Below are 24,263 nucleotides of genomic sequence, written 5' to 3'. Positions count from 1 at the left end.
ACGCTCTCATTGCCCCTCTTACTATGCCAGCGACCTATCCATTGCCGATGCAACTATCGGCCTTCAAACTGGCATAGCAAAGTGGAAAACACATGATCACCACAGACGGGAATAACGCAGTCGCCTCGGTGGCGTACCGCACCAGCGAAGTCATCGCCATCTACCCCATCACCCCCAGCTCGGCCATGGCTGAGCAGTCGTCGGCCTGGTCGAGCGAGCGGGGCAAGAACCTGTGGGGGGATGTGCCCCGGGTTGTCGAGATGCAGTCGGAAGGGGGCGCCATCGCCGCCGTCCACGGCGCCCTGCAAACCGGCGCGCTGGCGACCTCGTTTACCTCGTCGCAGGGTTTGCTGCTGATGATCCCCAACCTCTACAAGCTGGCGGGTCAGCTTATCCCCTTTGTGCTGCATGTGGCGGCGCGTACCGTGGCGACCCATGCGCTATCGATCTTTGGCGATCACTCGGACGTGATGGCTGTGCGCCAGACCGGCTGTGCCATGCTCTGTGCCTGCAATGTGCAGGAGGCGCAGGACTTTGCCCTGATCTCCCAGATAGCGAGCCTCAACAGCCGCCTCCCCTTTATCCACTTCTTCGACGGCTTTCGTACCTCTCACGAGATCGCCAAGATAGCGCCGCTCGCTGACGACACCCTGCGAGTCCTGCTGCCCGCAGATGCCATCCGTGCTCATCGTGACCGGGCGCTCACCCCCGACAAACCGGTCATTCGCGGCACCGCGGCCAACCCGGACACCTACTTCCAGTGCAGGGAGGCGAGCAACCCCTGGTATGACGCCGCCTATGGCCATGTGAGCGAGGCGATGCAGGCTTTTGGCGAGCAGACCGGCCGCCACTACCGGCCGTTTGAATATGTCGGCCACCCGCAGGCGGAGCGGATTGTGGTGCTGATGGGCTCGGCCATCGGCACCTGTGAAGAGGTGATCGAGCGCCTGCTGGCCCAAGGGGAGAAGGTAGGTCTGGTGAAGGTGCGGCTGTTCCGCCCCTTCTCGGCCGGGCACCTGTTGGCCGCAATTCCCGAGAGTGCCCGCACCATCGCCGTGCTGGATCGCACCAAGGAGCCGGGCGCACAGGCCGAGCCCCTCTATCTCGACGTGATGACGGCGCTGGCCGAAGCGGTCAGCCGGGGCGAGCGGGCAAGCCTGCCGCGGGTCATCGGCGGTCGCTATGGCCTCTCCTCCAAGGAGTTCGGCCCCGCCTGCGCGCTGGCGGTGTTTGCCGAACTGGCGCAAGAGAACCCGCGTCCGCGCTTTACCGTCGGCATCTTCGATGACATCACAGGTCTCTCGCTACCACTGCCCGCGCTGGATTCGCAAAGCCCGATCCACAGCCAGCAACACAAGCTGGAGGCGCTCTTCTACGGCCTTGGCAGCGATGGCACCGTCTCGGCGGCCAAGAACAGCATCAAGATCCTCGGCAACCACACCGACCTCTATCCGCAGGGCTATTTCGTCTACGACTCCAAGAAGGCGGGCGGCCTCACCGTCTCTCACCTGCGGGTGGGCGAGCGGCCGCTGCAATCGGCCTATCTGGTGGAAGAGGCGGACTTTATCGGCTGCCATCAGTGGCAGTTTGTCGACAAGTACCGGATGGCGGAACGCTTGAAAGCGGGCGGCATCTTCCTGCTCAACACCCCCTACAGCGAAGCGGAGATCTGGCAACGTCTCCCCAGCGAGGTACAGCACGCCCTGCGCGAGAAAGAGGCGCGTTTCTACATCATCAACGCCGCCAAAATTGCCCGCGACTGCCAGCTCGGCAACCGCATCAATACCGTGATGCAGATGGCCTTCTTCCAGCTCAGCGCCATCATTCCCCCTGCAGAGGCGACCAGCCTGCTGAAGCAGGCCATCGCCACCAGCTATGGCAGCAAGGGGCAGACGCTGGTCGAACGCAACTGGCAGGCACTGGAGGCAACCTGCGCCGCCCTGACCCGGGTGCCACTTGGCGAACTGGATCCCGCCAGCCGCCCGCGCCCACCGGTGGTTTCGGCCAAGGCCCCCGATTTTGTCCAGACCGTCACCGCCGCCATGCTGGCGGGACTGGGTGACAGCCTGCCGGTCTCCGCCTTCCCGCCGGATGGCACTTGGCCGGTCGGCACCACCCGCTGGGAGAAGCGCAATATCGCCAAGGAGATCCCCATCTGGGAGGCGGAGCTCTGTACCCAGTGCAACTACTGTGTCGCCGCCTGTCCCCACTCGGCCATTCGCGCCAAGGTGGTGGAACCGGATGCGCTGGCCGCTGCTCCCGATACCCTGGATGCGCTGGATGTGAAATCCCGTGACATGCGCGGCCAGCAGTACGTGCTGCAGGTGGCGCCGGAGGATTGCACCGGCTGCAATCTCTGCGTCGAGGTGTGCCCGGCCAAGGATCGCAGCAACCCGGATCGCAAGGCGATCAATATGGCTTCGCGCCTCGATCACCTCGACGAGCAGAAGGCCAACTACGACTTCTTCCTCGACCTGCCAGAGCGCAGCGCCGAGCAGCTGGAGCGCATCGACATCCGCACCTCCCAGCTCATCTCGCCGCTGTTTGAATACTCGGGCGCCTGCTCCGGCTGTGGCGAGACCCCCTATATCAAGCTGTTGACCCAGCTCTATGGCGATCGGCTGCTGATTGCCAACGCCACCGGCTGCTCGTCCATTTATGGCGGCAACCTGCCTACCACCCCCTACACCACCAACGCCGACGGGCGCGGGCCGGCCTGGGCCAACTCGTTGTTTGAAGACAACGCCGAGTTCGGACTGGGCTTCCGTCTCACCGTCGATCAGCACAGGGAGCGGGTGCGCCGTCTGCTGGCGAGCCTCGGCGACACCATACCGGCAGCGCTGCGCGAGGCGCTCGGCGATGCCACCCTGCCGGTTTCCGAGCAGCGGGCCCATATCCAGCAGCTGCGAGCGCTGCTGCAACAGAGCAAGGCTCCGGAGGCCCTTGAGCTGGCTCGCGATGCGGACTATCTGGTGGAAAAATCGGTCTGGCTCATCGGCGGCGATGGCTGGGCCTACGACATCGGTTTTGGCGGGCTCGACCATGTGCTGAGTCTGGGGGAGAACATCAATGTGCTGGTGCTCGACACCCAGTGCTACTCCAACACCGGCGGCCAGCAGTCGAAGGCGACGCCACTCGGTGCCATCACCAAGTTTGGCGAGCAGGGCAAACGCAAGGCACGCAAAGATCTCGGGGCCAGCGTGATGATGTATGGCCACGTCTATGTGGCGCAGATCTCCCTCGGCGCCCAGATGAACCAGACTGTGAAGGCGATTCAGGAGGCGGAAGCCTATCCGGGGCCGTCGCTCATCATCGCCTACAGCCCCTGCGAGGAGCATGGCTACGACATGGCCGAGAGCCACGAGCAGATGAAGCAGCTGACTGCCACCGGCTTCTGGCCGCTCTACCGCTTCGATCCGCGCCGCGCTGACGAGGGCAAACTGCCGCTGGCGCTCGACTCGCGGGCGCCCAATGCCTCGCTGGCCGAGACCTTGGGCCACGAGCCCCGCTTCCAGCGGCTGGAGCGCCAGCTGCCGGAGGTGGCCAGCCAGCTCTATCAAGAGGCGGAGCAGGAGGCCAGCCGCCGCTTCACCTGGCTGAGCCAGCTGGCGGGCAAGGAGAGTCCGGCGCAGGAGTAACCCGCGCATGACTTGATGGCAGCAGCCACTCTATTCGCCAAATAATAATCAGGGCTCCCCGCGGGGAGCCCTGATGCTATCTATGGTGAGCCAATGCTGGCGCAGGCCAAATCAGGCGCTGATGGAGGCCAGCTCATGGCGCTTCAACGCCAGCAGGGTGATGAGCAGCGCCAGCGTGGCGATCAATGCCATGCCGATATAGGTCGCGCTGAAGCCCGGGGCCAGCAGATCGGGGGCAAGTCGGCTCAGATCGCCATCGCTGCCGGCTGGCAGGCGGAAATGAAACAGCATGGAGCAGATGGCCACGCCGACGGCACCGCCAAGCTCCCGCCCGAAGTTGAACAGCGACATGCCGATGCCGCGATCTTCCCGTGGCAGGGCATTCTGTACCACCACCGAGAGGGCGGGCAGCACCAGACCCAGACCAATACCGGCAAACCCGAGGGCCAGCTTGACCCAGGCATCGAAGTGGATCTGCCACAGAGCCACTGCCGCGAGGCCAAAGCCCACCGCAACAAAGCTCTTGTAGTGACCGGTACGGCCAATCAGCTTGCCGCCGACAAAGGCGCCGGCAGTGATGCAAATCATGAAGATAACCATGATGGCGCCGCTCTCGCTGGCGCTCATCCCCTTCTGCCACTGCATCTGCAACGGCAGATAGACCAGCACGGCAAACATCAGCAGCTGGGAGAGCATCACCAGCAGCACGCTCACCAGATAGCCGGGCAGCCGGGCCAGATGGGCAGGCAGAATGGGGTCGTGGGCACGCCGCTCAATCAGAATGAGCAGCAGCAATGCAACGCCCAGCGCCGCCGAAAGCCAGACGGCGGGCAGCGCCGCCTCCGGCGAGAGCAGCAACAGGGTGAGCGTGGTGACGGTAATCAGCAGACCCGCCCCCTTCCAGTCGAAGCGACTGTGGCGACGCACGTTGAGCTGTTTGAGGTTGCGGTTGATGAGAAAGACCGCCAGCGCCCCGAGCGGCAGGTTGATCCAAAAGATCCAGCGCCAGCTGAGCTGCTCGGTGAAATAGCCACCAAGCAAGGGGCCGGCGATGCTGGAGACCGCATAGACCGCCGAGATGTAGCCCTGATACTTGCCCACCTCCCGCGGCGGAATGGTATCGGCAATCACGGTAAACGCGAGGGCAATCAGACCTCCGCCCCCCAGCCCTTGCAGCACCCGTGCCGCCAGCAGGGTCGGCAAATCCAGAGAGAGCGCGCAGGCCACCGAGCCCGCCAGAAACAGGCCGATGCCGATATTGAGCATCCGCACCCGGCCAAAGAGATCGCTCAACTTGCCGTAGAGGGGCAGCACGGCGGTAGCCGCCAGCAGATAGGCGGTCACCACCCAGGTGAGGGCGGCCCCAGCGTGCAGCTCGGCGCCAATCATGGGCAGCGGGGTGGTGACTATGCTCTTTTCCAGTGAACCGAGCGCGATCACCAGCGCCACACTGGAGAAAATGGTTTTGGGGGATATTTTCGAGGTCATAAGCGGACTCGCAGATCTGATATGCCAAAGTATCCGGCAATGAACGGATTATTGTCTCACAAATCAGCAAGAGATAGAAAAAACGGCGGCCACAATCTGCCCAACCATGAGGCCGATCCCACAAAACGCCGACCATTTCTGTTAGCCTGCTCTATTTGATTCGAGGAGCCCCCATGAGCGAGCGTGAGCAGTACGGGTTTGATCACTACGATGCCCTGATTTTCGATATGGATGGCACTTTGGTAGATTCCATGCCCCTTCATCTGGATGCCTGGGAGCTCACCTGCGCCGAATTCGGCATCCCCTTCGAGCGGGAACAGCTCTATCAGTACGGCGGCATTCCCACCCGCAAGATCATCGCCATGCTGGCCGAGCAGCAGGGGCTGACGGTGGATGTCGAGGCCTTTACCCGTCGCAAGATTGCCCTCTATATGGAACATATCGACAAGGCCAGCGTCTTTCCCAAGATGTGGGAACTGGTCAGGCACTATCACGGCAAGGTCAAGATGGGGATTGGCACCGGCTCACCGCGCAATCAGGCAGACTCCATCCTGAAAAGTACCGGGCTCGATGCCTATATCTCTGTGGTGGTGAGCGCCGATGACGTCACCAACCACAAGCCGCACCCTGATACCTTCTTGCAGGTGGCCGAATTGCTCGGCGCCAATCCGACCAATTGTCTGGTGTTTGAAGATACCCGCATCGGGCTTGAGGCTGGCAAGGCGGCAGGGATGGATACCGTGCTGGTTATCGAAGGTGACCTGCACCAGCGGTAAAGTACTCAGGGCAAGCAGGCAAACCGATAAAATGGTGTCACGACAGTGGCACCATTTTTTATTCAGGTGAGCATGGCGGCAGCGTCAGTGCCCGGACAGAGTTGCGATCGCAGCCGGAATAGTGGCAACCGTCAGACAAAGGGCGTTGGCCTCATCCTGTAGTGCCTGATGAGTGCGAAGCAGCTCAAGGGCTTCGGCAGGGGTATCTGCAAAGGTGGGGGCGGCGATGGCGGCAAATCCCTGTTCGACCAGTTGACGACGCTCATCGCTATAGCTGGGTGCATTGGCATCTAGATAGGTAAGCGCCTGACCCTGCTTGAAAAAGTGATAGTTAGGCATCGATTGGCCCCGCAAAAATAAAGCGCCATTCTACTCCTTTTTGCTCCGCCACCAGCGTCAATCTGTGTCGTATCAAGTGATCTAGTTCACATTTTTATCAACAAACCTCCACCTGTTAGGCGCCATCCAAATCCCCCCTTAACGCGGCGTCAGACAACACCCGATACCGTCACTCTGCGCCAAACAAAACGCCTCCACGAGGAGGCGTTGCGACTGAAACAGGGTCGCTCCCGTTACATGGCATTCGTCGATTCGAAGATCTTGTCCGCCGAAGCCTCGACAAAGCCCGGATAGAGCACACCGTCGGCCTGCGGATAGCGCAGGGCAAACTCGTAGAAGCAGCTCGGGATGGTACGCACCCCATCGCTGAACGGCACCTCTGCTTTGTCCGCCATGGTGGAGGATTGCTCCAGCATCACCTGCGGGTCCCCTTTCACTTCGCCACCCACGCTGTTGAGCACGAAACCCGCCGCCTTCAGTGCCGCATTGACCTGATGGATGGTGTCAAAATCCTTCAACTTGTTGATATTGACCGTGAAGTGGTTGGCACGATAGCCCCATGCAGCCATCCAGGCCGCGTACTCGCTCTCCGCCAGCAGAGTCTGATAATCGGCATAGGAGACCTGCCAGGGGGCGCCGGTGTAGAGAAATGCCGGGGTATCGGTCAGATGATCGGGCACCTGATCCGCCAGCTTGTGGATGATGGCCTGCGCCGCTGGGGAGAGTTCTTCCACCTTCAGCTCGCTGATAAACACCTTGGGAGCGTCCGGATCCTGATGCTCGAAGTGCTTGGCGTAGAGCTTCTTGGCCTTGAAAACGTACTCGCCCTTCTGCTCGTAACCGAGCGCCAGGAAGTGGGCGGCCAGCTTCTCCAGCCCCAGCTTGGGCAGGTTGTAGGTACGAAACGCCACGTGATCGTTGACGATGGGCTCGCCGCCACCCAGCAGAGTGTGCACCTTGAGGGCGCTCGGGGTCACCTTGATGTAGTTGTCCCACAGATGGCTGAACAGGGTGTCGATATCCTTTTGCATCTCTCTTTCCTTTGATTGCGGGTACAGATGGGGGCACCGCTGGATGCCCCGTGTCGTTATTAGAAGCGCAGGCCGGGCGACAGTTGATCCGGCATGGCGGCCTTGCTGTCTTCGACAGAGGCAACTGGATACGCACAGTAGTCAGCAGCGTAGTAGGCGCTCGCTCTGTGGTTGCCGGAAGCACCGATACCACCAAACGGCGCGGCACTGGAGGCACCGGTGATGGGCTTGTTCCAGTTGACGATACCGGCGCGGATCCGCTTGAAGAAGTGGTGCCAGTCCGCCTCCTTGTCCCCCAGCAGACCGGCCGAAAGACCATAACGGGTAGCATTGCCCTGATCGATGGCAGCATCGAAATCATCGTAACGAATGAGTTGCAGCAGCGGGCCGAAGTACTCTTCGTCAGGCAGCGCGCTCACTGAGGTCACGTCGATAATGCCCGGGGAGACAAAGCCGGTACCCGCTTCCAGGTGCTTGAGGGGAAGCAGGCTCTCGCCACCGAGGCGCTGCAGGTTGGCTTGTGCTTCGACCATGCCAATCGCAGCCTTCTCGCTTATCATCGACCCCATGAAAGGCTGCTCGGCGGCGTCATAGAGGCCGACCTTGATCTGGCTGACCACCTCGATCAGTCGCTTGACCAGGGCATCGCCCCGCTCGCCGCGCTCGACAAACAGGCGGCGGGCACAGGTGCAACGTTGACCCGAGGTGATAAATGCCGACTGGACGATGGCATGGACGGCGCCGTCGATGTCGCTCACGTCTTTCACGATCAGCGGGTTGTTGCCGCCCATCTCGAGCGCCAGAATTTTGCCCGGCTGACCGGCAAACTGCTGATGAAGGAAATGGCCGGTGCGGGAGGAGCCGGTGAAGAAGAGGCCGTCGATATCGGGGTTGCCCGCCAGCGCCTTGCCAGTCTCGACCTCCCCTTGCACCAGATTGAGCACTCCCTTGGGCAATCCGGCCTCCTGCCACACCCTGACCATGGCTTCGGCCACCATGGGGGTCAGCTCGGAGGGTTTGAATACCACGGCGTTACCCGCAATCAGCGCAGGTACGATATGGCCGTTGGGCAGATGACCCGGGAAGTTGTAGGGGCCGAACACAGCCACCACACCGTGGGGCTTGTGACGGACAAACGCCTTGGCGCCCGGCATGGCATTTTCAACGGTGCCGGTACGCTCGTCGTGCGCCCGGATGGAGATGGCAATCTTGCCCTGCATGGCGGCTACTTCGGTACGGGTCTCCCACAGCGGTTTGCCTGTTTCGCGGGCGATGGCCAGGGCCAGCGCCTCTTTCTGCTCGCCAAGCAGGTCGGCATAACGACGCACTATGGCCAGACGATCCTCAAGGCTCATGTCCGCCCAGTGGTAGAAGGCGGCACGGGCGGCCTTGACGGCGGCATCCACCTGCGCCGCACTGGCGGCAGCCCCCTGCCAGATCACCTCGTTCTTGGCCGGATCGGTTGACTCGAACGGCTTGCCTTCACCGGCAAGCCACTGACCGTCGATAAATTGCACTAACTGGCTCATCCATTCACTCCCTGTCGCTGGCAGGCAGCCTCGGCTGCCTGTCTGATAATCGGTTTGCTTGTCCTGTTTGCCTCAGTCGAGGTCAACCACCCGCACCATGTCGCCATCCTGCACCTTGAGTGCCGCCGCCATCTTGGGCGGAATGATGGCTTCGTGCTTGTCGAGATCGACGCGGATATTGCCGTAGCAGGCGCGGTAATGTTCGAAACGGCTGTTGCAGATAAGGTGGGTCTTGCCACCGATGGGCTCGCCCACCAGCACCCGCAGCTTCTTGCTGCGGCGCACGCTGCGGATATTCTTCACGTCGCACTCGACGGTGGGGCCCGCATCGAAAATATCGACGTAGCCACGGTTCACAAAGCCCTCGTCCTGCAGCATCTTGATGGCGGGGCGGGTCTTCTCGTGGGTCTGGCCGATAACGGCGCGCGCCTCTTTGCTCAGCAAGTTGACGTAGATGGGGTACTTGGGCATCAACTCGGCGATAAAGCGCTTCTTGCCGATGCCGGTCAGATAGTCGACGGTGGGAAAATCCATCGAGAAGAAGTGGGTTTGCAGCCACTCGTAGAAGGGACTGTGGCCGTTGGCATCGGAGACGCCGCGCATCTCGGCGAAGACGGTCTCGTCAAACAGCTCAGGGTGCTCGGCCATAAACAGAAAGCGGTGCTTGGAGAGCAGGCGGCCGTTGAGCCCCTCGCGGGCACATTCGCGCAAAAACAGGGTGCAGAGCTCGGAGTTGCCGGTGTAGTCGTTGGAGAGGGTCAAGGTTTCAACGACGTTGTAGATGCCGAGCTTGGGGGAAGAGTGCACCACCTTGCCGATGTGGTAGTTGTAAAACGGCTGGGAGAGGCCAACCGCGGCATCGATGGCACAGGTGCCGACCATCTCGCCGGTCTCCAGATCCTCGGCCACGAAGAAGTAGAGGCAGTCCCCCTTGCCGGCAGGCTTGTCGGAAAAAGTCTGGGTAGAGGCGTCAATCTTGCGCTGCAGCAGCTCATCGTTGACGGGCAACGAGGTCATGCCGGTGCCGGACTCGATGGCGCAGGTCTTGAGCCCGGCAAAATCTTTTTGCTCGATGGGACGGATAACCAACATAAATGACAACTCCCTTTCATTGACGACAGGTGGGGTCCCGGCTCCTGCCGGGAGAGCTCCCCACCTCAATTTGGAATCAGGCGTTAACCACTTGGGCAACCGCCTTCTCGAAGCGGGCCAACCCTTCCTTGATGTCCGCTTCCGGGATCACCAGTGAAGGGGCAAAACGAACCACGTTGGTACCGGCCACCAGTGCCATCAGCCCCTGATCGATGGAGGCCAGCAGGAAGTCGCGGGAGCGACCCTTGTAGGCTTCGCTCAGGGCAGCTCCCAGCAGCAGACCCTTGCCGCGGATCTCGCTAAAGCAGTGGTATTTGGCATTGATGGCCTCAAGTCCATCACGGAACAGCTGCTCGCGCTGCTTGATGCCCGCCAGCACCTCCGGGGTATTGATCACATCGATCACCGCCTCGGCGACCGCACAGGCCAGCGGGTTGCCGCCGTAAGTAGAGCCGTGAGTGCCCACTTTCAAGTAAGAGGCGATTTCGTTGGTGGTCAGCATGGCGCCGATGGGGAAACCGCCCCCCAGCGCCTTGGCGCTGGTGAGGATGTCCGGCGTGACGCCCAGACCCATATAGGCATAGAGATCACCGGTCCGGCCGACCCCTGACTGCACTTCGTCATACACCAGCAGGGCATTGTGTTTGTCGCACAGCTCGCGCACCCCTTTGGCAAACTCGTCGGTAGGACGAATGATGCCCCCCTCCCCTTGCAGCGGCTCCATCACCACGGCGCAGGTGTTGTCGGAGATCACCTCGGCCAGCGCCGCCAGATCGTTGTAGGGAACATGGGTAATGTCACCGGGCTTGGGACCGAAGCCATCGGAGTAGGCTGCCTGACCGCCGACGCTGACGGTAAAGAAGGTACGACCGTGGAAGCCCTGATTAAAGGCGATGATCTGGGTCTTCTGCTCGCCAAACTTCTCGATGGCGTAGCGGCGAGCCAGCTTGAGGGCAGCCTCGTTTGCTTCGGCGCCGGAGTTGCAGAAGTAGACCTTGTCGGCGAAGGTGGCGGCAACCAGCTTCTTGGCCAGACGCAGGGCCGGCTCGTTGGTCATGACGTTGGAGAGGTGCCACAGCTTCTCGCCCTGGGTTTTCAGGGCCTCGACCAGCTTGGGATGACAGTGACCCAAACCGTTGACGGCGATGCCACCGGCGAAGTCGACATACTCGCGCCCTTCCTGATCCCAGACACGTGACCCTTCACCACGCACCGGGATGATCTTGGCGGGCGCATAGTTGGGAACCATCACTTCATCAAACACTTCACGTGTCACTGCCAACAACTCTGACATATAGCTCTCCTTCGATTCGGCGACAGAATAATCCACCGCCCAAAAGTTAAATCCGTGTAAACGTGACGGGATTATCACAGAAATAAAGTAAAAAGTCTGTAACAAGACGGCCTATAAGGAACAATGTTCGATTGCTCTTGAGATTTTAGGCAACCGCATTGCATAACGACTCAGGGGGGCTTGGCAAGAGATAATTTGGGCAGGAGAGGGGGTGAATAAAGTGTCAGGGAAATTTTTTTTGCCTTCTCTCGAACTTGAGAAGGCGATCACAACTTTTTATGAACGCGCCAGAAAGTTGGCCAGCAACTGATGGCCCTGCTCGCTCAAAATGCTCTCCGGATGGAACTGAACACCCTCGACAGGGAGCGTCTTGTGGCGCAGCCCCATGATCTCGTCAAACGAGCCATCGGCATGCTCGCTCCAAGCGGTGATCTCGAAGCAGTCGGGCAGCGTGTCGCGCTCCACCACCAAGGAGTGGTAGCGGGTCACCCGCAGCGGGTTGTTGAGCCCCTTGAACACCCCCTCATTGCGATGGCGGATGAGCGAGGTTTTGCCGTGCATTACCTGACGGGCACGCACTACGCGGGCGCCGAAGGCCTGCGCCAGCGACTGATGACCGAGACAGACGCCGAGAATGGGCAGCTTGCCAGCAAAGTGGCTGATAGCGTCGAGAGAGATCCCCGCCTCATTGGGCGTACAGGGACCGGGAGAGATCACCAGAAAACGGGGGGAGAGCTGCGCTATGGCATCAAGCGTCAGTTCATCATTGCGCTTGACCACAACCTCTTGTCCCAGGGCGCCGAAATATTGCACCAGGTTCCAGGTAAAAGAGTCGTAGTTATCGATCAACAACAGCATGAGATAACCAACAGCGGAGAATTAACGATCGAGATAACGACCCTGTTCCATTTCCCGTTCACGCTGACACTCGGCCAGATAGATGGCGGCAGCAACGGCAGGGGTTTTATGGTGCTTGTCGATGGCATTGGAGACCATCAACTGCAGGGTATTGAGGTTTTTCGCCTTGCGAAATTTACGTAGCCAGTGACCTTTGTCACTCAGCTCTTCAGCAGAAATAGTTGGTTGAACAGGCATGCTTTCTCTTGGGGATATTACCCAGGTTGAAATAAAGAAATTAAACAAAATAGCTAGGCAGAAAATAAAGAAAGCCAGGCAAATACCCAGCTCTCTTCTACTACACCTTCCCAGTATGTCAGGCTCGAGGAACGAAGCCGACTACATCATATACGCTGGTCAAAGTTTTTTCAGCCCTTTCACGCGCCTTTTGTGCCCCTTCGGCCAAAATCGCAATCAGATGGGCCTCATCCTGACGCAGCTCATTGAAACGGGCCTGAATCGGCTCCAGCAGTGCGACAACCGCCTCGGCGGTTTCGGTCTTGAGGTGACCGTACATCTTGCCTTCAAAATGTTGTTCCAGCTCGGGGATGGAGCGGCCGGTCACACCGGACATCAGGGTCAGCAGGTTGGAGACGCCCGGTTTGTTTTCCGGATCGAAACGCACCACGGCCGGATCGTCGGAGTCGGTCACCGCACGCTTGATCTTCTTGACGATCTGCTTGGGATCTTCCAGCAGACCGATGAAGTTGGCCTCGTTGTCATCAGACTTGGACATCTTCTTGGTCGGATCCTGCAGGCTCATCACCCGCGCCCCTTCGGTCGGAATGAAGGGCTCCGGCATGGTGAACACCTCACCATAGAGGTTGTTGAAACGGGTGCAGATATCGCGGGTCAGCTCGAGATGCTGCTTCTGGTCGTTGCCGACCGGCACCTGATTGGCCTGATAGAGCAGAATATCGGCTGCCATCAGCACCGGATAACCGAACAGGCCGACGTTGACGTTGTTCTCGAAACGGGCGGACTTGTCCTTGAACTGGGTCATGCGCGACAGCTCACCCATCTGGGTGTAGCAGTTGAGGATCCAGCCCAGCTCGGCGTGCTGCGGCACGTGAGACTGGATGAAAACGGTGCTCTTCTTGGGATCGATACCGACCGCCAGATAGAGGGCGGCCGCATCGAGGCAGGCCTTGCGCAGGGCAACCGGATCCTGGCGGGTGGTGATGGCATGCAGGTCGACGATGCAGTAAAGGCAGTCGTACTCATCCTGCATGTTGACCCACTGACGCAGTGCGCCCATGTAGTTGCCGATGGTCAGCTGACCGGAGGGCTGTGCCCCGCTCAATACGATTGGTTTGGTCATGAGAGTAGTAATCCTTGTAATTCAGCCAGTCCGGCGACGCGCTTAGCTCAGCAGCGCATCGAGCTGGGAAAAGTGTTCAAACACCCAGTCGGGCCGGGAGTCGGCAATGGGGCGACCATAGTTGTAACCGTAGGTCAGGCCCACCACCTTCATGCCGGCCGCCTTGGCAGCCAGCACATCATTTTCGGAGTCACCCACCATCAGGGTGCGAGCCGGACTCACTCCCAGCTCCTGGCAGGCGTGCAGCAAGGGCTCCGGGCTCGGCTTCTTGACCGGTACGCAGTTGCCGCCGAGCCAGAGCGCGAAGCAATCGCTGATACCGAGGGCATCAAGAATAGGCGCGACAAAATCGCTCGGCTTGTTGGTGACGATCGCCTGCTTGTAGCCCAGGGTTTGCAAGCGGCGCAGACTCCGGGCAACCCCATCATACATGGCCAATCCCTGCAGCAAACAGGCGTTGTAGTGCTGGAAAAAGATCGGACGGGCCTTGGCAAACAGCTCGGGGTCGGCCTCGCGATAGGCAAGGGCCCGCTGGATCAGCTTGTCGGCACCATTGCCGACCCAGGTACGGATAACCGCTTCATCAGCTTGTTCCAGACCCAGATCAGCCAGAGTCAGATTGACTGCCAGCGCCAGTTGGGCGGCGCTGTCGATCAGGGTGCCGTCCAGGTCGAACAGCACCAGATCAAATGCGCGCTCAGCGTTTGACATGAGCCAGCTCCGCACGCATCTGGTCGATCACAGCTTTGTAATCGGGCTTGCCGAAGATGGCAGAGCCGGCGACGAACATGTCGGCACCCGCTTCAGCGATTTCACGGATATTGTCGACCTTGACCCCGCCATCGATCTCGAGGCGAATGTCGCGGCCGCTCTCGTCGATCAGGCGACGAACCTGACGCAGCTTGTCGAGGGTGCCGGGGATAAAGCTCTGGCCACCGAAGCCCGGGTTGACCGACATCAGCAGAATCACATCCAGCTTGTCCATCACATACTCGAGGCAGGAGAGCGAGGTGGCCGGATTGAGCACCAGACCCGCCTGGCAGCCCATCTCCTTGATCAGGCCCAGAGAGCGGTCGACGTGGTCGGAGGCTTCCGGATGGAAGGTGATGAGGGAAGCACCCGCCTTGGCAAAATCAGGAATGATGCGATCTACCGGCTTGACCATCAGATGCACGTCGATGGGGGCCTCGATACCAAAGTCACGCAGCGCCTGACAGACCATGGGGCCAATGGTCAGGTTGGGGACATAGTGGTTGTCCATCACGTCGAAGTGAACCACGTCAGCACCGGCAGCCAGTACCTTGGCTACGTCGTCACCCAGACGGGCAAAATCGGCAGAGAGGATCGAGGGGGCAATCAGAAAGTCTTTCATCAGCATCATCCATTGGCAGCCAGGGAGAAAAAGCGGCGCAATTTTAACGTAAATGGCGGGCGAAAACGACTCGAAAGCGGGAGAAATGGGGCAATCCCCTACCCTGCTTCCATTCAGGTCGGCTCGCCAAACAAAAACGGCCCCCGAAGGTGCCGTCTTGTTGCTAGCTCAGCGGCAACAGCTCGCTGTCGCTGGGGTAGTAGCCCTGCTCAGGTTCGATTCCGGGCGGATAGAGCGCCAGCAACTCGGCCACCTTGTTGCGGGTGCCACCGTTGCGGCTGATGGTACGCTTGACCAGGATCTCGTCGAGACGGGCACCGCGATAAAGCTCGCGGGTCAGCTCAATATCGTGGTTGCTGATCAGCACTGGCACCCCTTTGTGAGCAGCTGTGTGACGGGCCAGTCGCGCCAGGATCGCCTGATCATCCAAAGTAAACCCGCCGGAGGCATAGGTGGTGAAGCTCGCCGTAGTGGAGAGCGGCGCATAAGGAGGATCACAATAGATAACCCAATCCTCTTCGGCACGCTTGATGGCATCGGCGTAGCTCTCGCAGATAAAGGTCGCCTTCTGCGCCTTTTCGGCAAAGGCCCACAGCTCTTTTTCCGGGAAATAGGGTTTCTTGTAGGAACCGAACGGCACGTTGAAGCCGCCCTTCTTGTTGTAGCGGCACAGTCCGTTGAAACCATGACGGTTGAGAAACAGGAACAAGAGTGCCCGCTCGAAGGTGGTCTCGGTCTGATTGAACTGGGTACGCAGCCGGTAATAGGCCGCCTTGTGGTTGTGCTCTGCCACAAACAGCTTGCGCGCCTCGGCAATGAAACTGTCCGGCGTCAGCTTGAGATGGTTGTACAGGCAGATCAGATCCGGATTGATGTCGTTGAGCACATACGCGTCGTAGTCGGTGTTGAGAAACACTGACCCGGCCCCGACGAAGGGCTCCAGCAACACACGCCCGGCCGGCAGGCGCTCGGCAATCTCTTCAACCAGGGAGTATTTTCCCCCGGCCCATTTTAAAAAAGCGCGTGTTTTTTTCATGGAAATCCGGTGTGTAAGAAGGCAAGACCCAAAAAGGGGGACGATTCTACCCCCTTATCCGGTATCAAGGCTATTGCTTCAGCTCTTTTTGTACCTGTGCAAACGACTTGGGCCAGGGCTGGCCTTTCAGCAAGGCTGGCGGAAGCTTGCGAATGGCACTCTTGGCCTGGGTCAGACCGGCATAATCCCCTTGCAGCACAACGTACCAGGGGCTGCCACGGAATTTGGTTTGATAGACCCATACCTTGCCCGCCAGACCATGCTCGGCGACAAACTGATCCACCGCCTTGGTGTTGCTCGCCCCCATCAGCTGAACGCTGTAGTGGTTGCGCGGCTTCTTGTTCAAGGTGGCGACCGGTGTCAGGGCCACTTTGGGTGCTGGCGCGGCAACCGGCTCGTTACTGGCTGTTTTGGTGGTGGCCGCAGGCGTTGCGGTTGTCGCCGGATTCAGTGCCTTGGCGGTACTGGCTGGCGCCGTGGTTGCGACTGCACCACTGGGAGCTGTGCCACTCGGGTTCTTGCCGGTCAGCTCGTCCACCACGTCAGTAGGCAGTGCGCCGCTCACCTTGGGTTCGGTCATCAGCTTTTGCACGACCTCGTCAGAGATCACCACCCGACGCCCTTCGTAATTGGTTGATTCGGTGGTCACAGTTTCGCTCTCCACCGATTTGGGCAGCACTTTCGCCTCCGGCTGCCAATCTTTCACAACCCCGTTTGGATTGCTGGCTGCATCGCTGTTTTGCGCGCCTTGTGCAGCGGAATCTGTATTCGAACCGCCAGCGGTGAGGGGATCGCCTCCCGTTACCGGGATCGGCAATGCCGTGTTCTGCGCCGGATCCTGCAGTGCCGGTTTGCTTTCATTGTCAAACAGCGCTGGCAGCAGGTAGCTCAACGCCAGCAGGCCGCCAGCGACCAGCGCGATAGCGGTGGCAATCTTCTTGACGGGCAACTCCGCCTGACGCTTCTTGGGCCTTCTGTCGGTCATGATATCCTCCAGTAACTGCATGATGGTGGACGGATGTCCGTTCGCCGTTTTCAGGATCTCCTCCACTTGCGGCTTGGGCAAGAGGGTCGCCGGGATCTTGAGCTCTTTGGCTTTTTCATACAAGAAGATGCGCTGCTCGGGCGGGCTCAGGGGCGGCACTTCCAGCTCAAGAGCTGGCATGGCACGCCCTTTGAGCTGCGGTCGTTGGGTACGACACCAGACGTCACTGCCCGAGACAATAATGGCCAGCTGATGGGGCGCCGCCAGAGTATCGTTATGACGGATGATCGCCCACAACTCTCCCAGCAATTCGGCTGGCAACTGGTCGGCACGCTCTATCAACAGCAACAGGGTGGCAGGTTTGCTCCCCTCCAGCATGCGAAAGAAGCTCTCCGCCAGCGCATCCTGTGGATTGAACAGCGGGCGCGCCACCACCTGTGGCAGCAACAGCTGGCGCACATCCACCATCTTCATGGCAGGCGTACCGATCAGGCTTACCACCCGCACTTTTTCCGGCAACACGCCGAGCAGGGATTCGCACAGCGTACCGCGACCACAACCGGGTTTACCGGAGAGAAAAATGAAAGGGTGATTGAATTCAATCAGATGCAGCAGCCGGTCAACCAGCTGCCGCTGGGAAGGAAGTTTTAGCAGTTTATTCGTCACGACCAGACTCGATCACCGCCAGCAACTCGGCATCGGACACATCCCCCACCACCTGCGCATGGCCGATGCCAACCGGCAACACCAGACGCAGCTTGCCTTCCAGCACCTTCTTGTCACGGCGCATATGGCGAATAAAGGCGGCGAAATCCATCTCGGCAGGCGCATGAATGGGCAGATTGGCGGCCAGCAGCAGGGCGCGCACTCGCGCAACGTCCGCTTCGCTCATATCGCCACGTGCCTGCGCAGTCCAAGCAGCCAGCATGGTGCCGGCGGATACCGCTTCACCATGCAGCCAGTTGCCATACCCCTGCTCGGCCTCGATGGCATGACCAAAGGTGTGGCCCAGATTGAGCAGCGCACGGACGCCGTGCTCGGTCTCATCCTGACCGACCACATCGGCTTTGATCTCGCAGCAGCGTTTGATGGCGTAGGCCAGTGCGGCAGGTTCCAGCTGTTGCAGACGCACCATGTTCTGCTCCAGCCAGCTGAAGAAATCAGCATCCCAAATGATGCCGTACTTGATCACCTCGGCCATCCCTGCGGCAAATTCGCGGGCTGGCAAGGTACTCAGACATTCGGTATCGATAACAACTTGTTTGGGCTGATAAAAAGCCCCAATCATGTTCTTGCCGAGGGGGTGGTTGACAGCGGTTTTACCGCCGACAGAGGAGTCAACCTGGGAGAGCAGGGTGGTCGGGATCTGGATAAAAGGAATGCCACGTTGATAGCTTGCTGCCGCAAAGCCCACCACATCCCCGATCACGCCGCCCCCCAGAGCGATCAGTGTCGTATCGCGCCCATGGTTGGTTTCAAGCAGAGCAGACATGATCTGCTCAAAGGTCGCCAGGTTCTTGTACGCCTCGCCGTCAGGCAGGATCAGGTGTTCAACCTGAAAACCCGACAGCAGAGCGGTTACCTGTTCAAGATAAAGCGGAGCAACGACCGTGTTGGTCACTATCATCACCCGCTTGCCCTTGATGGTCGATACCAGCGCCTCGGGGCGCTGCAACAACCCGGCAGCTATCTCGATGGGATAGCTGCGTTCACCCAGTTCGACCTTCAACCGTTCCATGGACGTCCTCTAGATTACATACCGATCAGCTTTACAATTTGATTGGCAACGATTTTTGCGCTCTGGTCATCGGTGTGCACAACAAAGTCGGCAACCTCTTCATACAGGGCATTGCGCTCTTGTGCCAGACGTTCCAGCACTTCGCGTGCCGGTTCTTCGGTCTGTAGCAGAGGGCGGCGTTTGTCTCGCTGTGTGCGCGCCAGCTGCTTTTCGATAGTGGTTTCGAGGTAGACCACGATGCCACGAGCAGACAACTTGTTGCGGGTTTCGCGACTCTTGATGGCACCGCCACCCGTCGCCAGCACGATACCCTGCTGCTCTGACAATTCGCCGATCACCTTCTCTTCGCGAATCCGGAAACCTTCTTCGCCTTCAACATCGAACACCCAGCCGATATCAGCACCACTGCGGCGCTCAATCTCATGATCTGAGTCGAAAAACTCCATATGCAGTTGTTCTGCCAGATGTCTACCTATGGTGCTCTTGCCCGCACCCATGGGACCTATCAGGAAAATATTGCGTTTCTCAGCCATGTCTTTTCGTTAGTAATTACAAACTGTACGACCCCGATGAATACTGGATCGGGGTACCTATGAACCTTATCTTGCGATGGATCAGGAGGGGGATTATCTCAATAGATATCGGGACTGGCAACCGCAGCCCTTACGCCCCAGCCTCATTGGGGCGTAAGGTTATATGTGTTTTACCCTCATATGTAAAGCATTCAGAAGGCGTCGGTGACTATCTTGGGCGTCACGAAAATCAGCAACTCCCGCTTTTTGTTCTCGCTGGTGGTCTTGCGGAACAAGGCCCCCAATCCGGGAATATCACCCAGCAGCGGCACCTTGGTCACATCGCTCTTGATGGTCTGCTGATAAATGCCGCCCAACACCAGGGTCTCGCCATTGTTCACCAACACCTGAGTGGTGATGGACTGGGCGTTGATGGAAACCGCATCACCGGTACCGGTCGGTACCGTTTCACCCTTGGTATCCTGGGTCACGGTCAGGTCGAGAATCACCCGATTGTCAGGGGTGATCTGCGGAGTAACCTTCAGGCTCAATACCGCCTTCTTGAAGGTAACCGAGGTAGCGCCACTGGAAGAGGACTCCACATAGGGGATCTCGGTACCCTGCTCGATCAGCGCCGGTTTCTGGTTCGCAGTGGTCACGCGCGGACTGGCGATAATCTCGGCTTTGCTCTCTTTTTCCAGCGCCGACAACTCGAGATCCAGCAAGGTGCCATCAGCCAAACGGGCGACCTGGAAGGCTAAAGTACCGGCCGCATTGGTCACCGGCAGGTTGACGTTCAACCGATCGTCTGCTGTCGGTCTGGTAATTGTCGAACCACCATTGTTGTTACCAGAGCCATCATTCCCCGCTATGGAACCGGACGTACTGTTGCCATGACCATCGTTTTTGGTCACACCCCACCGCACCCCGAGCGCTTCATCAAAGCCGTCGTCAATGGTCACCATCCGCGCCTCGATAACCACCTGCTTGACCGGAATATCGAGAATATCGAGCATCCGTTTGATGCTGCTGATGACATCAGCGGTATCCTTGACCACCAGCACGTTGGTTCGCTCGTCCACGCTGACCGCACCACGGGGTGACAGCAACTTGGTACTTTCGGAAGATAGCAGGGCCGCCACTTCCGAGGCCTTGGCATAGTTTATCTGCAGATATTCGGTATAGAGCTGCGCCAAATCTGCGACCTGATTGCGGCTCTCAAGTTGCTGCTTCTCGCGCGTTGCGATCTCTTCTGCAGGCGCTACCAGCAAAATGTTGTTATCCAACCGCTTATCCAGACCCCGCACCTTCAAAATAATGTCGAGCGCCTGCTCCCACGGCACCCCATCCAGACGCAGGGTAATATTGCCTGCTACCGAATCTGTGGTTACCAGGTTGAGATTGTTGAAATCAGCGATCAGCTGCAGCACGGTACGGACCGGAATATCCTGGAAGTTCAATGAAATGGGCTTGCCCTGATACTGCTTGGATGCCGTGGCCGTCGTCCGCTTTTTCACCTCGATAATGAAGAGCTTGTCTGCCTGATCGTAACGGTAATCAAACTGACCATTGATCGACAGTTCAAACAGGGTATCACTGCCCTGCCGGGAGACTTCAACCTGAGAGACCGGCGTTGCAAAATCCTGCACATTGATCAGATTAAGCAAGCCATCCGGTACCCGAGTGCCATGAAACTTGGCCAGTACGGTCTGGCCGCGGCTGCTCACATCAACAGCGGCCGAGCTGTTATCCAGCGTGACCAGAAACTCCCCCTGGCCATCCTTGCCACGACGAAAATCCACACCGGTCACCGAGTTGAAATAGGCGCCGCCCCCACTGTTTTGATAGTTGTTGAGCACCGGCTTGCTGGCAGGCTGTGTGGCTACCGGCGTTGTCACGGGCGCAACAGGCATAGACCGGGCAACGACCTGAGGATTGAGCAGCGCCGAAGGAGAGGGTGTGGCCACCATCGCAGAGGGCGCTGGCACAGGAGTAGCCGAGGTTGCGGGTGCAATCAGCGCGCTCTCACCATTGATGAGCCCGGAAGAGGCCCCCTCGCCCAATGACACCAGTAATTTGTTCCCCTGTTGCTGCACCTGATAGGGAGCAAGCTGATCGAGTGCGATCTTGATATCCAGACCTGCGCCCTTACCCTCAACCTTGATATTATCTACCCCCAGACGCTGGATCGGCAGCGGGTTCACTTTCAGCGCCCCTACCGCACCGGGAACATGCAACAACAGCTGATTGGGTTGGTAAGAGAGACGATCGGTAAAGCCAGTGACCGGCTCACTGAAACTGAGCTCCACCATCAATTGATCGGCAAGCAGCGGATTGACCTTGATCTCCTGCAGGGTTGCCACTGCCCACGCCTGACTGAGGGCGCTGGCGCAAAACAGCAAAGCCACTTTGGATACACTCTCTATTGTTGTTCTCATTGCTGTTCGTCCCTGATTATTGTTTTTCTTGCACATTGGCCATCGCCAACTGGGTTTCTCTTGTTACCCAGCACCCCTTCCCGTCCGGAATGGTTTCCAGCAAATCCACGGCAGTGTCAGTGATCTTGATGACCCGGCCCTGATCAAGCCCCATATACTGGTTGAGCCCGACCCGCATCGATTTGCCATCCGGGGTGCTGATCAAGGCCCACAACTGACCCGCCTTACCCAAAGAACCATGCATCGACAGACTGGCCAGCGAATAATTTTCCAGCACCTCTTTCTCACGATCCATCAGGGTCTGTGCACAATCCGGCTGGGCCTTGGCAGTACTTGTACTTCCGACCGTCGCCTCAGGCTGGGGAACCATGAAGGGGCTGCGCAACTCGCGTTGCTGGTAGTGCATAGGGGCAAAAGGCTTCAGCTCGGGCAAGGGCTCGATAGGTATGGGTGGCCTTGCTTTGGTCTGGGCGACATAGCTATCCATGTCCTCCTGACCACCACAGGCCGCCAGCAAGAGGGCAGGCAATAACCAGCAGATGCGTCTCATTGTTTCGGCTCCACTGTTTTACCGTTGTACTTGTAAGTTTTGGCCAGCATCGACATCGAAATCAGCTCCCCTTCATCCTTGCTCTGACCCAGAGTGAAGGAGTCAAGGATGACGATACGGGGCAAAGCGGCCATGTCAGCGGTGAACTTGCCAATTTGATGGTAAGTGCCCACGACTTCGATACGCATCGGTAGCTCTGTCGAAAACTCGTGCTTGACCTCAGGTTCCCAGTTGATCCGGTTCAATTTCAAGCCGTTGTCGGTAGCAATAAAGCTGATATCGTCCAGCAGCCCGGCGACCTCATGGGTATTGGGCAACTGCTTGAGCTGGGTATCAACCAGTTGCTCAAGCTGAACCATTTGCGCCTTGTATGCCCCCAGGTTGGCAGCCAGCATCGCCTTGCTTTCAAACTTGGCTTTCAGTTCGGTCTCTTTCCCCGTTTCCTGAGTCAAACTGGTCAGTGAGTTGGCAATCACGTAGTAGTAGATGGCGCCGCCGGTCAACACGCAGCAGAAAAAGATGAAGACCCCTTTTGCCCATTTTGGCCAGCTTGCTATGTCATTGATATCCAACTCGTTGAGTTGCTGAAGGTTCATTGTTGCTCCTTGGCCACATTCCCTGCAGCCGCAGCATTGTTGACGATCAGGAACATCATGGAAAACTGGCTCAATGACACTGGCGCAACATCAGCCGCAAAAATAGTGCTTATCTTTGCCTGACCCAACCAACCGGAACCATCAATCCGCCGCATCATGCTGGCCACTCGACCATAGGCTTCGGTCTTGCCATTAACATCAATAATATTGTTCTGCATCGAGAGGGTGTTCAGGTAAACCCCGTTGGGCACCAGTGAAGGCAGCTGATTGAAGAGGCGGACGGGAACATTGCGTCGCATCTGCAACTGCTCGATGAGCTGCATCCGATCGATCAGTTCCTTGCGACGCTCTTTGAGCAGACGGATCTCCCCCAGCTGGGCATCGAGAATAGTCATCTCCTGAACCAGCCGCTGGTTGCGCTGCTGCTGGGCGACGATCTGGCGATCAACCAGCCAGTTGGCAAAAAATCCCAGCGCGACCGTGGCCAGCACAAAAATCCCCAGCAAGGCCCCGAACTGTTTCTTTTGGCGCTGGGCCCGGGCTTCACGCCAGGGTAGAAGGTTTATATTTGACATGGTGTGAAACTCCTCAGAGCCAACCCGAATGCCGTCATATATTTAGCACCATGTACCAGCTCGGCCTCCCCTTTCGGTTTGCCAAACAGAGCGAACAGATCCGGGTGCAACACCTCGCAATTGACCTCTTCTTTTACCTGCACCAACAAACCGGGTAGCAGACTGCCTCCCCCCGTCAGCACCAGTTTTGCGATGTCGCGATAACCGGATGAACTGCAAAACAGCTGGATATTGCGCCGCACTTGCTGCAGCAGCGAGTTGATGTGGGGCATCAACACATCCAGCTCATGGTCAACAGGCAAGGTACCTTTGGTTTTAGCCTGCTCAGCCTCATCCAGCGTCATGCCATAAAAGGAGGAGAGCGCCTGGCTGTACTGATCGCCGCCGAAGTTTTGCAAGCGGGAGTAGATCACCTCTCCCTTGACCAGCGCCGCAAAGGTCATGGCACTGGCACCGATATCTATCACCCCGATCGGCCGTTCACTCTCCTGCAATTCGGGCAGACAGGCCACCACGGCACGGCCCAGCGCATGGGCGCCCACATCCACCACCTTGACGGCAATACCGGCTTCGGCAAGGGCGCTGACCCGGCCGTTGACACTCTCGGTGCGGGCTGCGCTCAGCAGCACATCTTGACGATCTTCGCTATTGTTGGTGCTCAGCACCTCAAAATCGAGACTCACTTCATCGAGGGGGAAGGGAATGATCTGCTCGGCCTCCAGCTGCACCTGACTCTCCAGCTCCTTGTCGCTGAGGCGGGCATCAATCTGGATCACCTTGGTTATCACGTTGGAGCCGGTCACCGCAGTGGCGGCATAGTCGCTGTGAGCAGGGATCAGGCGCTTGAGGCTCTTGAGAGATTGGCTGACACGCTCGATATCCTGCAATTGATAGTCAACCAGCGTCCCTTTCGGAGTGGCAATATCGGCGACCGATTCGAGATGAAGCTTGCCAGGTCGGCCACTGAGGGTAACGGCCTTGATGGTCTGGCTGCCGAAATCAATGCCCACCAGAGGGAGGAGGGATCCCTTGTTAAAAAGCCCAAACATATACACA

The 24,263-nt window shown here is 58.7% G+C and carries 22 protein-coding genes; 2 read left to right on the top strand and 20 right to left on the bottom strand.

The annotated features are described in order from the left end of the window. Positions 1-92 precede the first annotated feature (92 nt). Positions 93-3,638, top strand: coding sequence for a pyruvate:ferredoxin (flavodoxin) oxidoreductase (nifJ, locus tag OKC43_RS07710; RefSeq protein WP_236271604.1), 3,546 nt, complete (start codon positions 93-95; stop codon positions 3,636-3,638). Positions 3,639-3,749: 111 nt separating this feature from the next. Here nifJ and OKC43_RS07705 read toward each other — a convergent pair whose 3' ends face one another. Beyond that, the gene (locus tag OKC43_RS07705; protein ID WP_236271603.1) at positions 3,750-5,126 is read right to left on the bottom strand and encodes an MDR family MFS transporter; all 1,377 of its coding nucleotides are present in this window, start codon (positions 5,124-5,126) and stop codon (positions 3,750-3,752) included. Positions 5,127-5,299: 173 nt separating this feature from the next. Between OKC43_RS07705 and OKC43_RS07700 the strand changes: the two genes are divergently transcribed. Next, positions 5,300-5,902 (top strand): HAD family hydrolase, encoded by a 603-nt coding sequence (locus OKC43_RS07700; protein WP_236271602.1) that lies wholly within the window; start codon positions 5,300-5,302, stop codon positions 5,900-5,902. Between the two features lie 84 nt (positions 5,903-5,986). Here OKC43_RS07700 and OKC43_RS07695 read toward each other — a convergent pair whose 3' ends face one another. The 19 genes from OKC43_RS07695 to tapM all read right to left on the bottom strand — a co-directional run bounded on the left by OKC43_RS07695 (position 5,987) and on the right by tapM (position 24,256). Continuing rightward, positions 5,987-6,241, bottom strand: a complete 255-nt coding sequence (locus tag OKC43_RS07695; RefSeq protein WP_108613664.1) for a hypothetical protein — start codon at positions 6,239-6,241, stop codon at positions 5,987-5,989. A gap of 233 nt (positions 6,242-6,474) precedes the next feature. Next, entirely contained in the window at positions 6,475-7,272 is a 798-nt protein-coding gene (locus OKC43_RS07690) for a DUF1338 domain-containing protein (RefSeq protein ID WP_021229798.1), read from the bottom strand. Positions 7,273-7,331: 59 nt separating this feature from the next. Further along, positions 7,332-8,801, bottom strand: coding sequence for a succinylglutamate-semialdehyde dehydrogenase (gene astD / locus OKC43_RS07685; RefSeq protein WP_236271601.1), 1,470 nt, complete (start codon positions 8,799-8,801; stop codon positions 7,332-7,334). 72 nt (positions 8,802-8,873) lie between these two features. Continuing rightward, the gene (astA, locus tag OKC43_RS07680; protein ID WP_005334994.1) at positions 8,874-9,893 is read right to left on the bottom strand and encodes an arginine N-succinyltransferase; all 1,020 of its coding nucleotides are present in this window, start codon (positions 9,891-9,893) and stop codon (positions 8,874-8,876) included. Between the two features lie 76 nt (positions 9,894-9,969). Continuing rightward, positions 9,970-11,187 carry an aspartate aminotransferase family protein gene (locus tag OKC43_RS07675; RefSeq protein WP_199427302.1) on the bottom strand — a complete coding sequence of 406 codons (1,218 nt, stop codon included), beginning with the start codon at positions 11,185-11,187 and terminating at the stop codon, positions 9,970-9,972. Positions 11,188-11,463: 276 nt separating this feature from the next. Continuing rightward, positions 11,464-12,045: an aminodeoxychorismate synthase component II gene (locus tag OKC43_RS07670; protein ID WP_069526392.1), complete on the bottom strand. Its 582-nt coding sequence runs from the start codon at positions 12,043-12,045 to the stop codon at positions 11,464-11,466. Between the two features lie 21 nt (positions 12,046-12,066). Next, complete coding sequence (locus tag OKC43_RS07665; RefSeq protein ID WP_005334997.1) at positions 12,067-12,282, bottom strand: hypothetical protein; 216 nt, start codon at positions 12,280-12,282, stop codon at positions 12,067-12,069. 118 nt (positions 12,283-12,400) lie between these two features. Then, entirely contained in the window at positions 12,401-13,405 is a 1,005-nt protein-coding gene (trpS, locus tag OKC43_RS07660) for a tryptophan--tRNA ligase (protein ID WP_019446357.1), read from the bottom strand. A 42-nt stretch (positions 13,406-13,447) separates the two neighbouring features. Further along, a complete protein-coding gene (locus OKC43_RS07655; RefSeq protein ID WP_040066901.1) occupies positions 13,448-14,116 on the bottom strand; it encodes a phosphoglycolate phosphatase in 669 nt (222 codons plus the stop codon). Beyond that, complete coding sequence (rpe, locus tag OKC43_RS07650) at positions 14,103-14,777, bottom strand: ribulose-phosphate 3-epimerase (RefSeq protein ID WP_041210023.1); 675 nt, start codon at positions 14,775-14,777, stop codon at positions 14,103-14,105. Before rpe ends, OKC43_RS07655 begins: the two co-directional genes overlap by 14 nt. Positions 14,778-14,940: 163 nt before the next feature. After that, positions 14,941-15,813, bottom strand: a complete 873-nt coding sequence (locus OKC43_RS07645) for a Dam family site-specific DNA-(adenine-N6)-methyltransferase (protein WP_236271600.1) — start codon at positions 15,811-15,813, stop codon at positions 14,941-14,943. A gap of 70 nt (positions 15,814-15,883) precedes the next feature. Next, positions 15,884-17,464 carry an SPOR domain-containing protein gene (locus OKC43_RS07640; protein WP_236271599.1) on the bottom strand — a complete coding sequence of 527 codons (1,581 nt, stop codon included), beginning with the start codon at positions 17,462-17,464 and terminating at the stop codon, positions 15,884-15,886. After that, complete coding sequence (gene aroB, locus OKC43_RS07635) at positions 17,454-18,536, bottom strand: 3-dehydroquinate synthase (protein ID WP_005362254.1); 1,083 nt, start codon at positions 18,534-18,536, stop codon at positions 17,454-17,456. Before aroB ends, OKC43_RS07640 begins: the two co-directional genes overlap by 11 nt. A 14-nt stretch (positions 18,537-18,550) precedes the next feature. Beyond that, positions 18,551-19,069, bottom strand: a complete 519-nt coding sequence (gene aroK / locus OKC43_RS07630) for a shikimate kinase AroK (protein ID WP_005335014.1) — start codon at positions 19,067-19,069, stop codon at positions 18,551-18,553. Positions 19,070-19,260: 191 nt separating this feature from the next. After that, positions 19,261-21,486: a type IV pilus secretin PilQ family protein gene (pilQ, locus tag OKC43_RS07625; RefSeq protein WP_236271598.1), complete on the bottom strand. Its 2,226-nt coding sequence runs from the start codon at positions 21,484-21,486 to the stop codon at positions 19,261-19,263. Between the two features lie 16 nt (positions 21,487-21,502). Continuing rightward, complete coding sequence (locus OKC43_RS07620) at positions 21,503-22,036, bottom strand: pilus assembly protein PilP (RefSeq protein WP_005335020.1); 534 nt, start codon at positions 22,034-22,036, stop codon at positions 21,503-21,505. Continuing rightward, entirely contained in the window at positions 22,033-22,632 is a 600-nt protein-coding gene (gene tapO, locus OKC43_RS07615; RefSeq protein ID WP_236271597.1) for a PilO family type IV pilus biogenesis protein TapO, read from the bottom strand. The genes OKC43_RS07620 and tapO overlap by 4 nt, the downstream gene beginning before the upstream one ends. Further along, on the bottom strand, positions 22,629-23,207 hold the full coding sequence (tapN, locus tag OKC43_RS07610) for a PilN family type IV pilus biogenesis protein TapN (protein ID WP_270803995.1): 579 nt from the start codon (positions 23,205-23,207) through the stop codon (positions 22,629-22,631). Before tapN ends, tapO begins: the two co-directional genes overlap by 4 nt. Then, positions 23,195-24,256 (bottom strand): PilM family type IVa pilus assembly protein TapM, encoded by a 1,062-nt coding sequence (gene tapM / locus OKC43_RS07605; protein ID WP_005362273.1) that lies wholly within the window; start codon positions 24,254-24,256, stop codon positions 23,195-23,197. The genes tapN and tapM overlap by 13 nt, the downstream gene beginning before the upstream one ends. Between the last annotated feature and the right edge of the window lie 7 nt (positions 24,257-24,263).

It is taken from the genome of Aeromonas sp. Y289-2, assembly GCF_027705925.1.
Classification (GTDB): domain Bacteria; phylum Pseudomonadota; class Gammaproteobacteria; order Enterobacterales; family Aeromonadaceae; genus Aeromonas; species Aeromonas veronii.
This window is presented reverse-complemented; position numbering and strand designations above follow the sequence as displayed.

What these genes read in the sequence shown, in the direction of transcription:
- nifJ (WP_236271604.1), top strand. Translation starts at nt 93, where the DNA reads ATGATCACCACAGACGGGAATAACGCAGTCGCCTCGGTGGCGTACCGC.
- OKC43_RS07705 (WP_236271603.1), bottom strand. Translation starts at nt 5,126, where the DNA reads ATGACCTCGAAAATATCCCCCAAAACCATTTTCTCCAGTGTGGCGCTG.
- OKC43_RS07700 (WP_236271602.1), top strand. Translation starts at nt 5,300, where the DNA reads ATGAGCGAGCGTGAGCAGTACGGGTTTGATCACTACGATGCCCTGATT.
- OKC43_RS07695 (WP_108613664.1), bottom strand. Translation starts at nt 6,241, where the DNA reads ATGCCTAACTATCACTTTTTCAAGCAGGGTCAGGCGCTTACCTATCTA.
- OKC43_RS07690 (WP_021229798.1), bottom strand. Translation starts at nt 7,272, where the DNA reads ATGCAAAAGGATATCGACACCCTGTTCAGCCATCTGTGGGACAACTAC.
- astD (WP_236271601.1), bottom strand. Translation starts at nt 8,801, where the DNA reads ATGAGCCAGTTAGTGCAATTTATCGACGGTCAGTGGCTTGCCGGTGAA.
- astA (WP_005334994.1), bottom strand. Translation starts at nt 9,893, where the DNA reads ATGTTGGTTATCCGTCCCATCGAGCAAAAAGATTTTGCCGGGCTCAAG.
- OKC43_RS07675 (WP_199427302.1), bottom strand. Translation starts at nt 11,187, where the DNA reads ATGTCAGAGTTGTTGGCAGTGACACGTGAAGTGTTTGATGAAGTGATG.
- OKC43_RS07670 (WP_069526392.1), bottom strand. Translation starts at nt 12,045, where the DNA reads ATGCTGTTGTTGATCGATAACTACGACTCTTTTACCTGGAACCTGGTG.
- OKC43_RS07665 (WP_005334997.1), bottom strand. Translation starts at nt 12,282, where the DNA reads ATGCCTGTTCAACCAACTATTTCTGCTGAAGAGCTGAGTGACAAAGGT.
- trpS (WP_019446357.1), bottom strand. Translation starts at nt 13,405, where the DNA reads ATGACCAAACCAATCGTATTGAGCGGGGCACAGCCCTCCGGTCAGCTG.
- OKC43_RS07655 (WP_040066901.1), bottom strand. Translation starts at nt 14,116, where the DNA reads ATGTCAAACGCTGAGCGCGCATTTGATCTGGTGCTGTTCGACCTGGAC.
- rpe (WP_041210023.1), bottom strand. Translation starts at nt 14,777, where the DNA reads ATGAAAGACTTTCTGATTGCCCCCTCGATCCTCTCTGCCGATTTTGCC.
- OKC43_RS07645 (WP_236271600.1), bottom strand. Translation starts at nt 15,813, where the DNA reads ATGAAAAAAACACGCGCTTTTTTAAAATGGGCCGGGGGAAAATACTCC.
- aroB (WP_005362254.1), bottom strand. Translation starts at nt 18,536, where the DNA reads ATGGAACGGTTGAAGGTCGAACTGGGTGAACGCAGCTATCCCATCGAG.
- aroK (WP_005335014.1), bottom strand. Translation starts at nt 19,069, where the DNA reads ATGGCTGAGAAACGCAATATTTTCCTGATAGGTCCCATGGGTGCGGGC.
- pilQ (WP_236271598.1), bottom strand. Translation starts at nt 21,486, where the DNA reads ATGAGAACAACAATAGAGAGTGTATCCAAAGTGGCTTTGCTGTTTTGC.
- OKC43_RS07620 (WP_005335020.1), bottom strand. Translation starts at nt 22,036, where the DNA reads ATGAGACGCATCTGCTGGTTATTGCCTGCCCTCTTGCTGGCGGCCTGT.
- tapO (WP_236271597.1), bottom strand. Translation starts at nt 22,632, where the DNA reads ATGAACCTTCAGCAACTCAACGAGTTGGATATCAATGACATAGCAAGC.
- tapN (WP_270803995.1), bottom strand. Translation starts at nt 23,207, where the DNA reads ATGTCAAATATAAACCTTCTACCCTGGCGTGAAGCCCGGGCCCAGCGC.
- tapM (WP_005362273.1), bottom strand. Translation starts at nt 24,256, where the DNA reads ATGTTTGGGCTTTTTAACAAGGGATCCCTCCTCCCTCTGGTGGGCATT.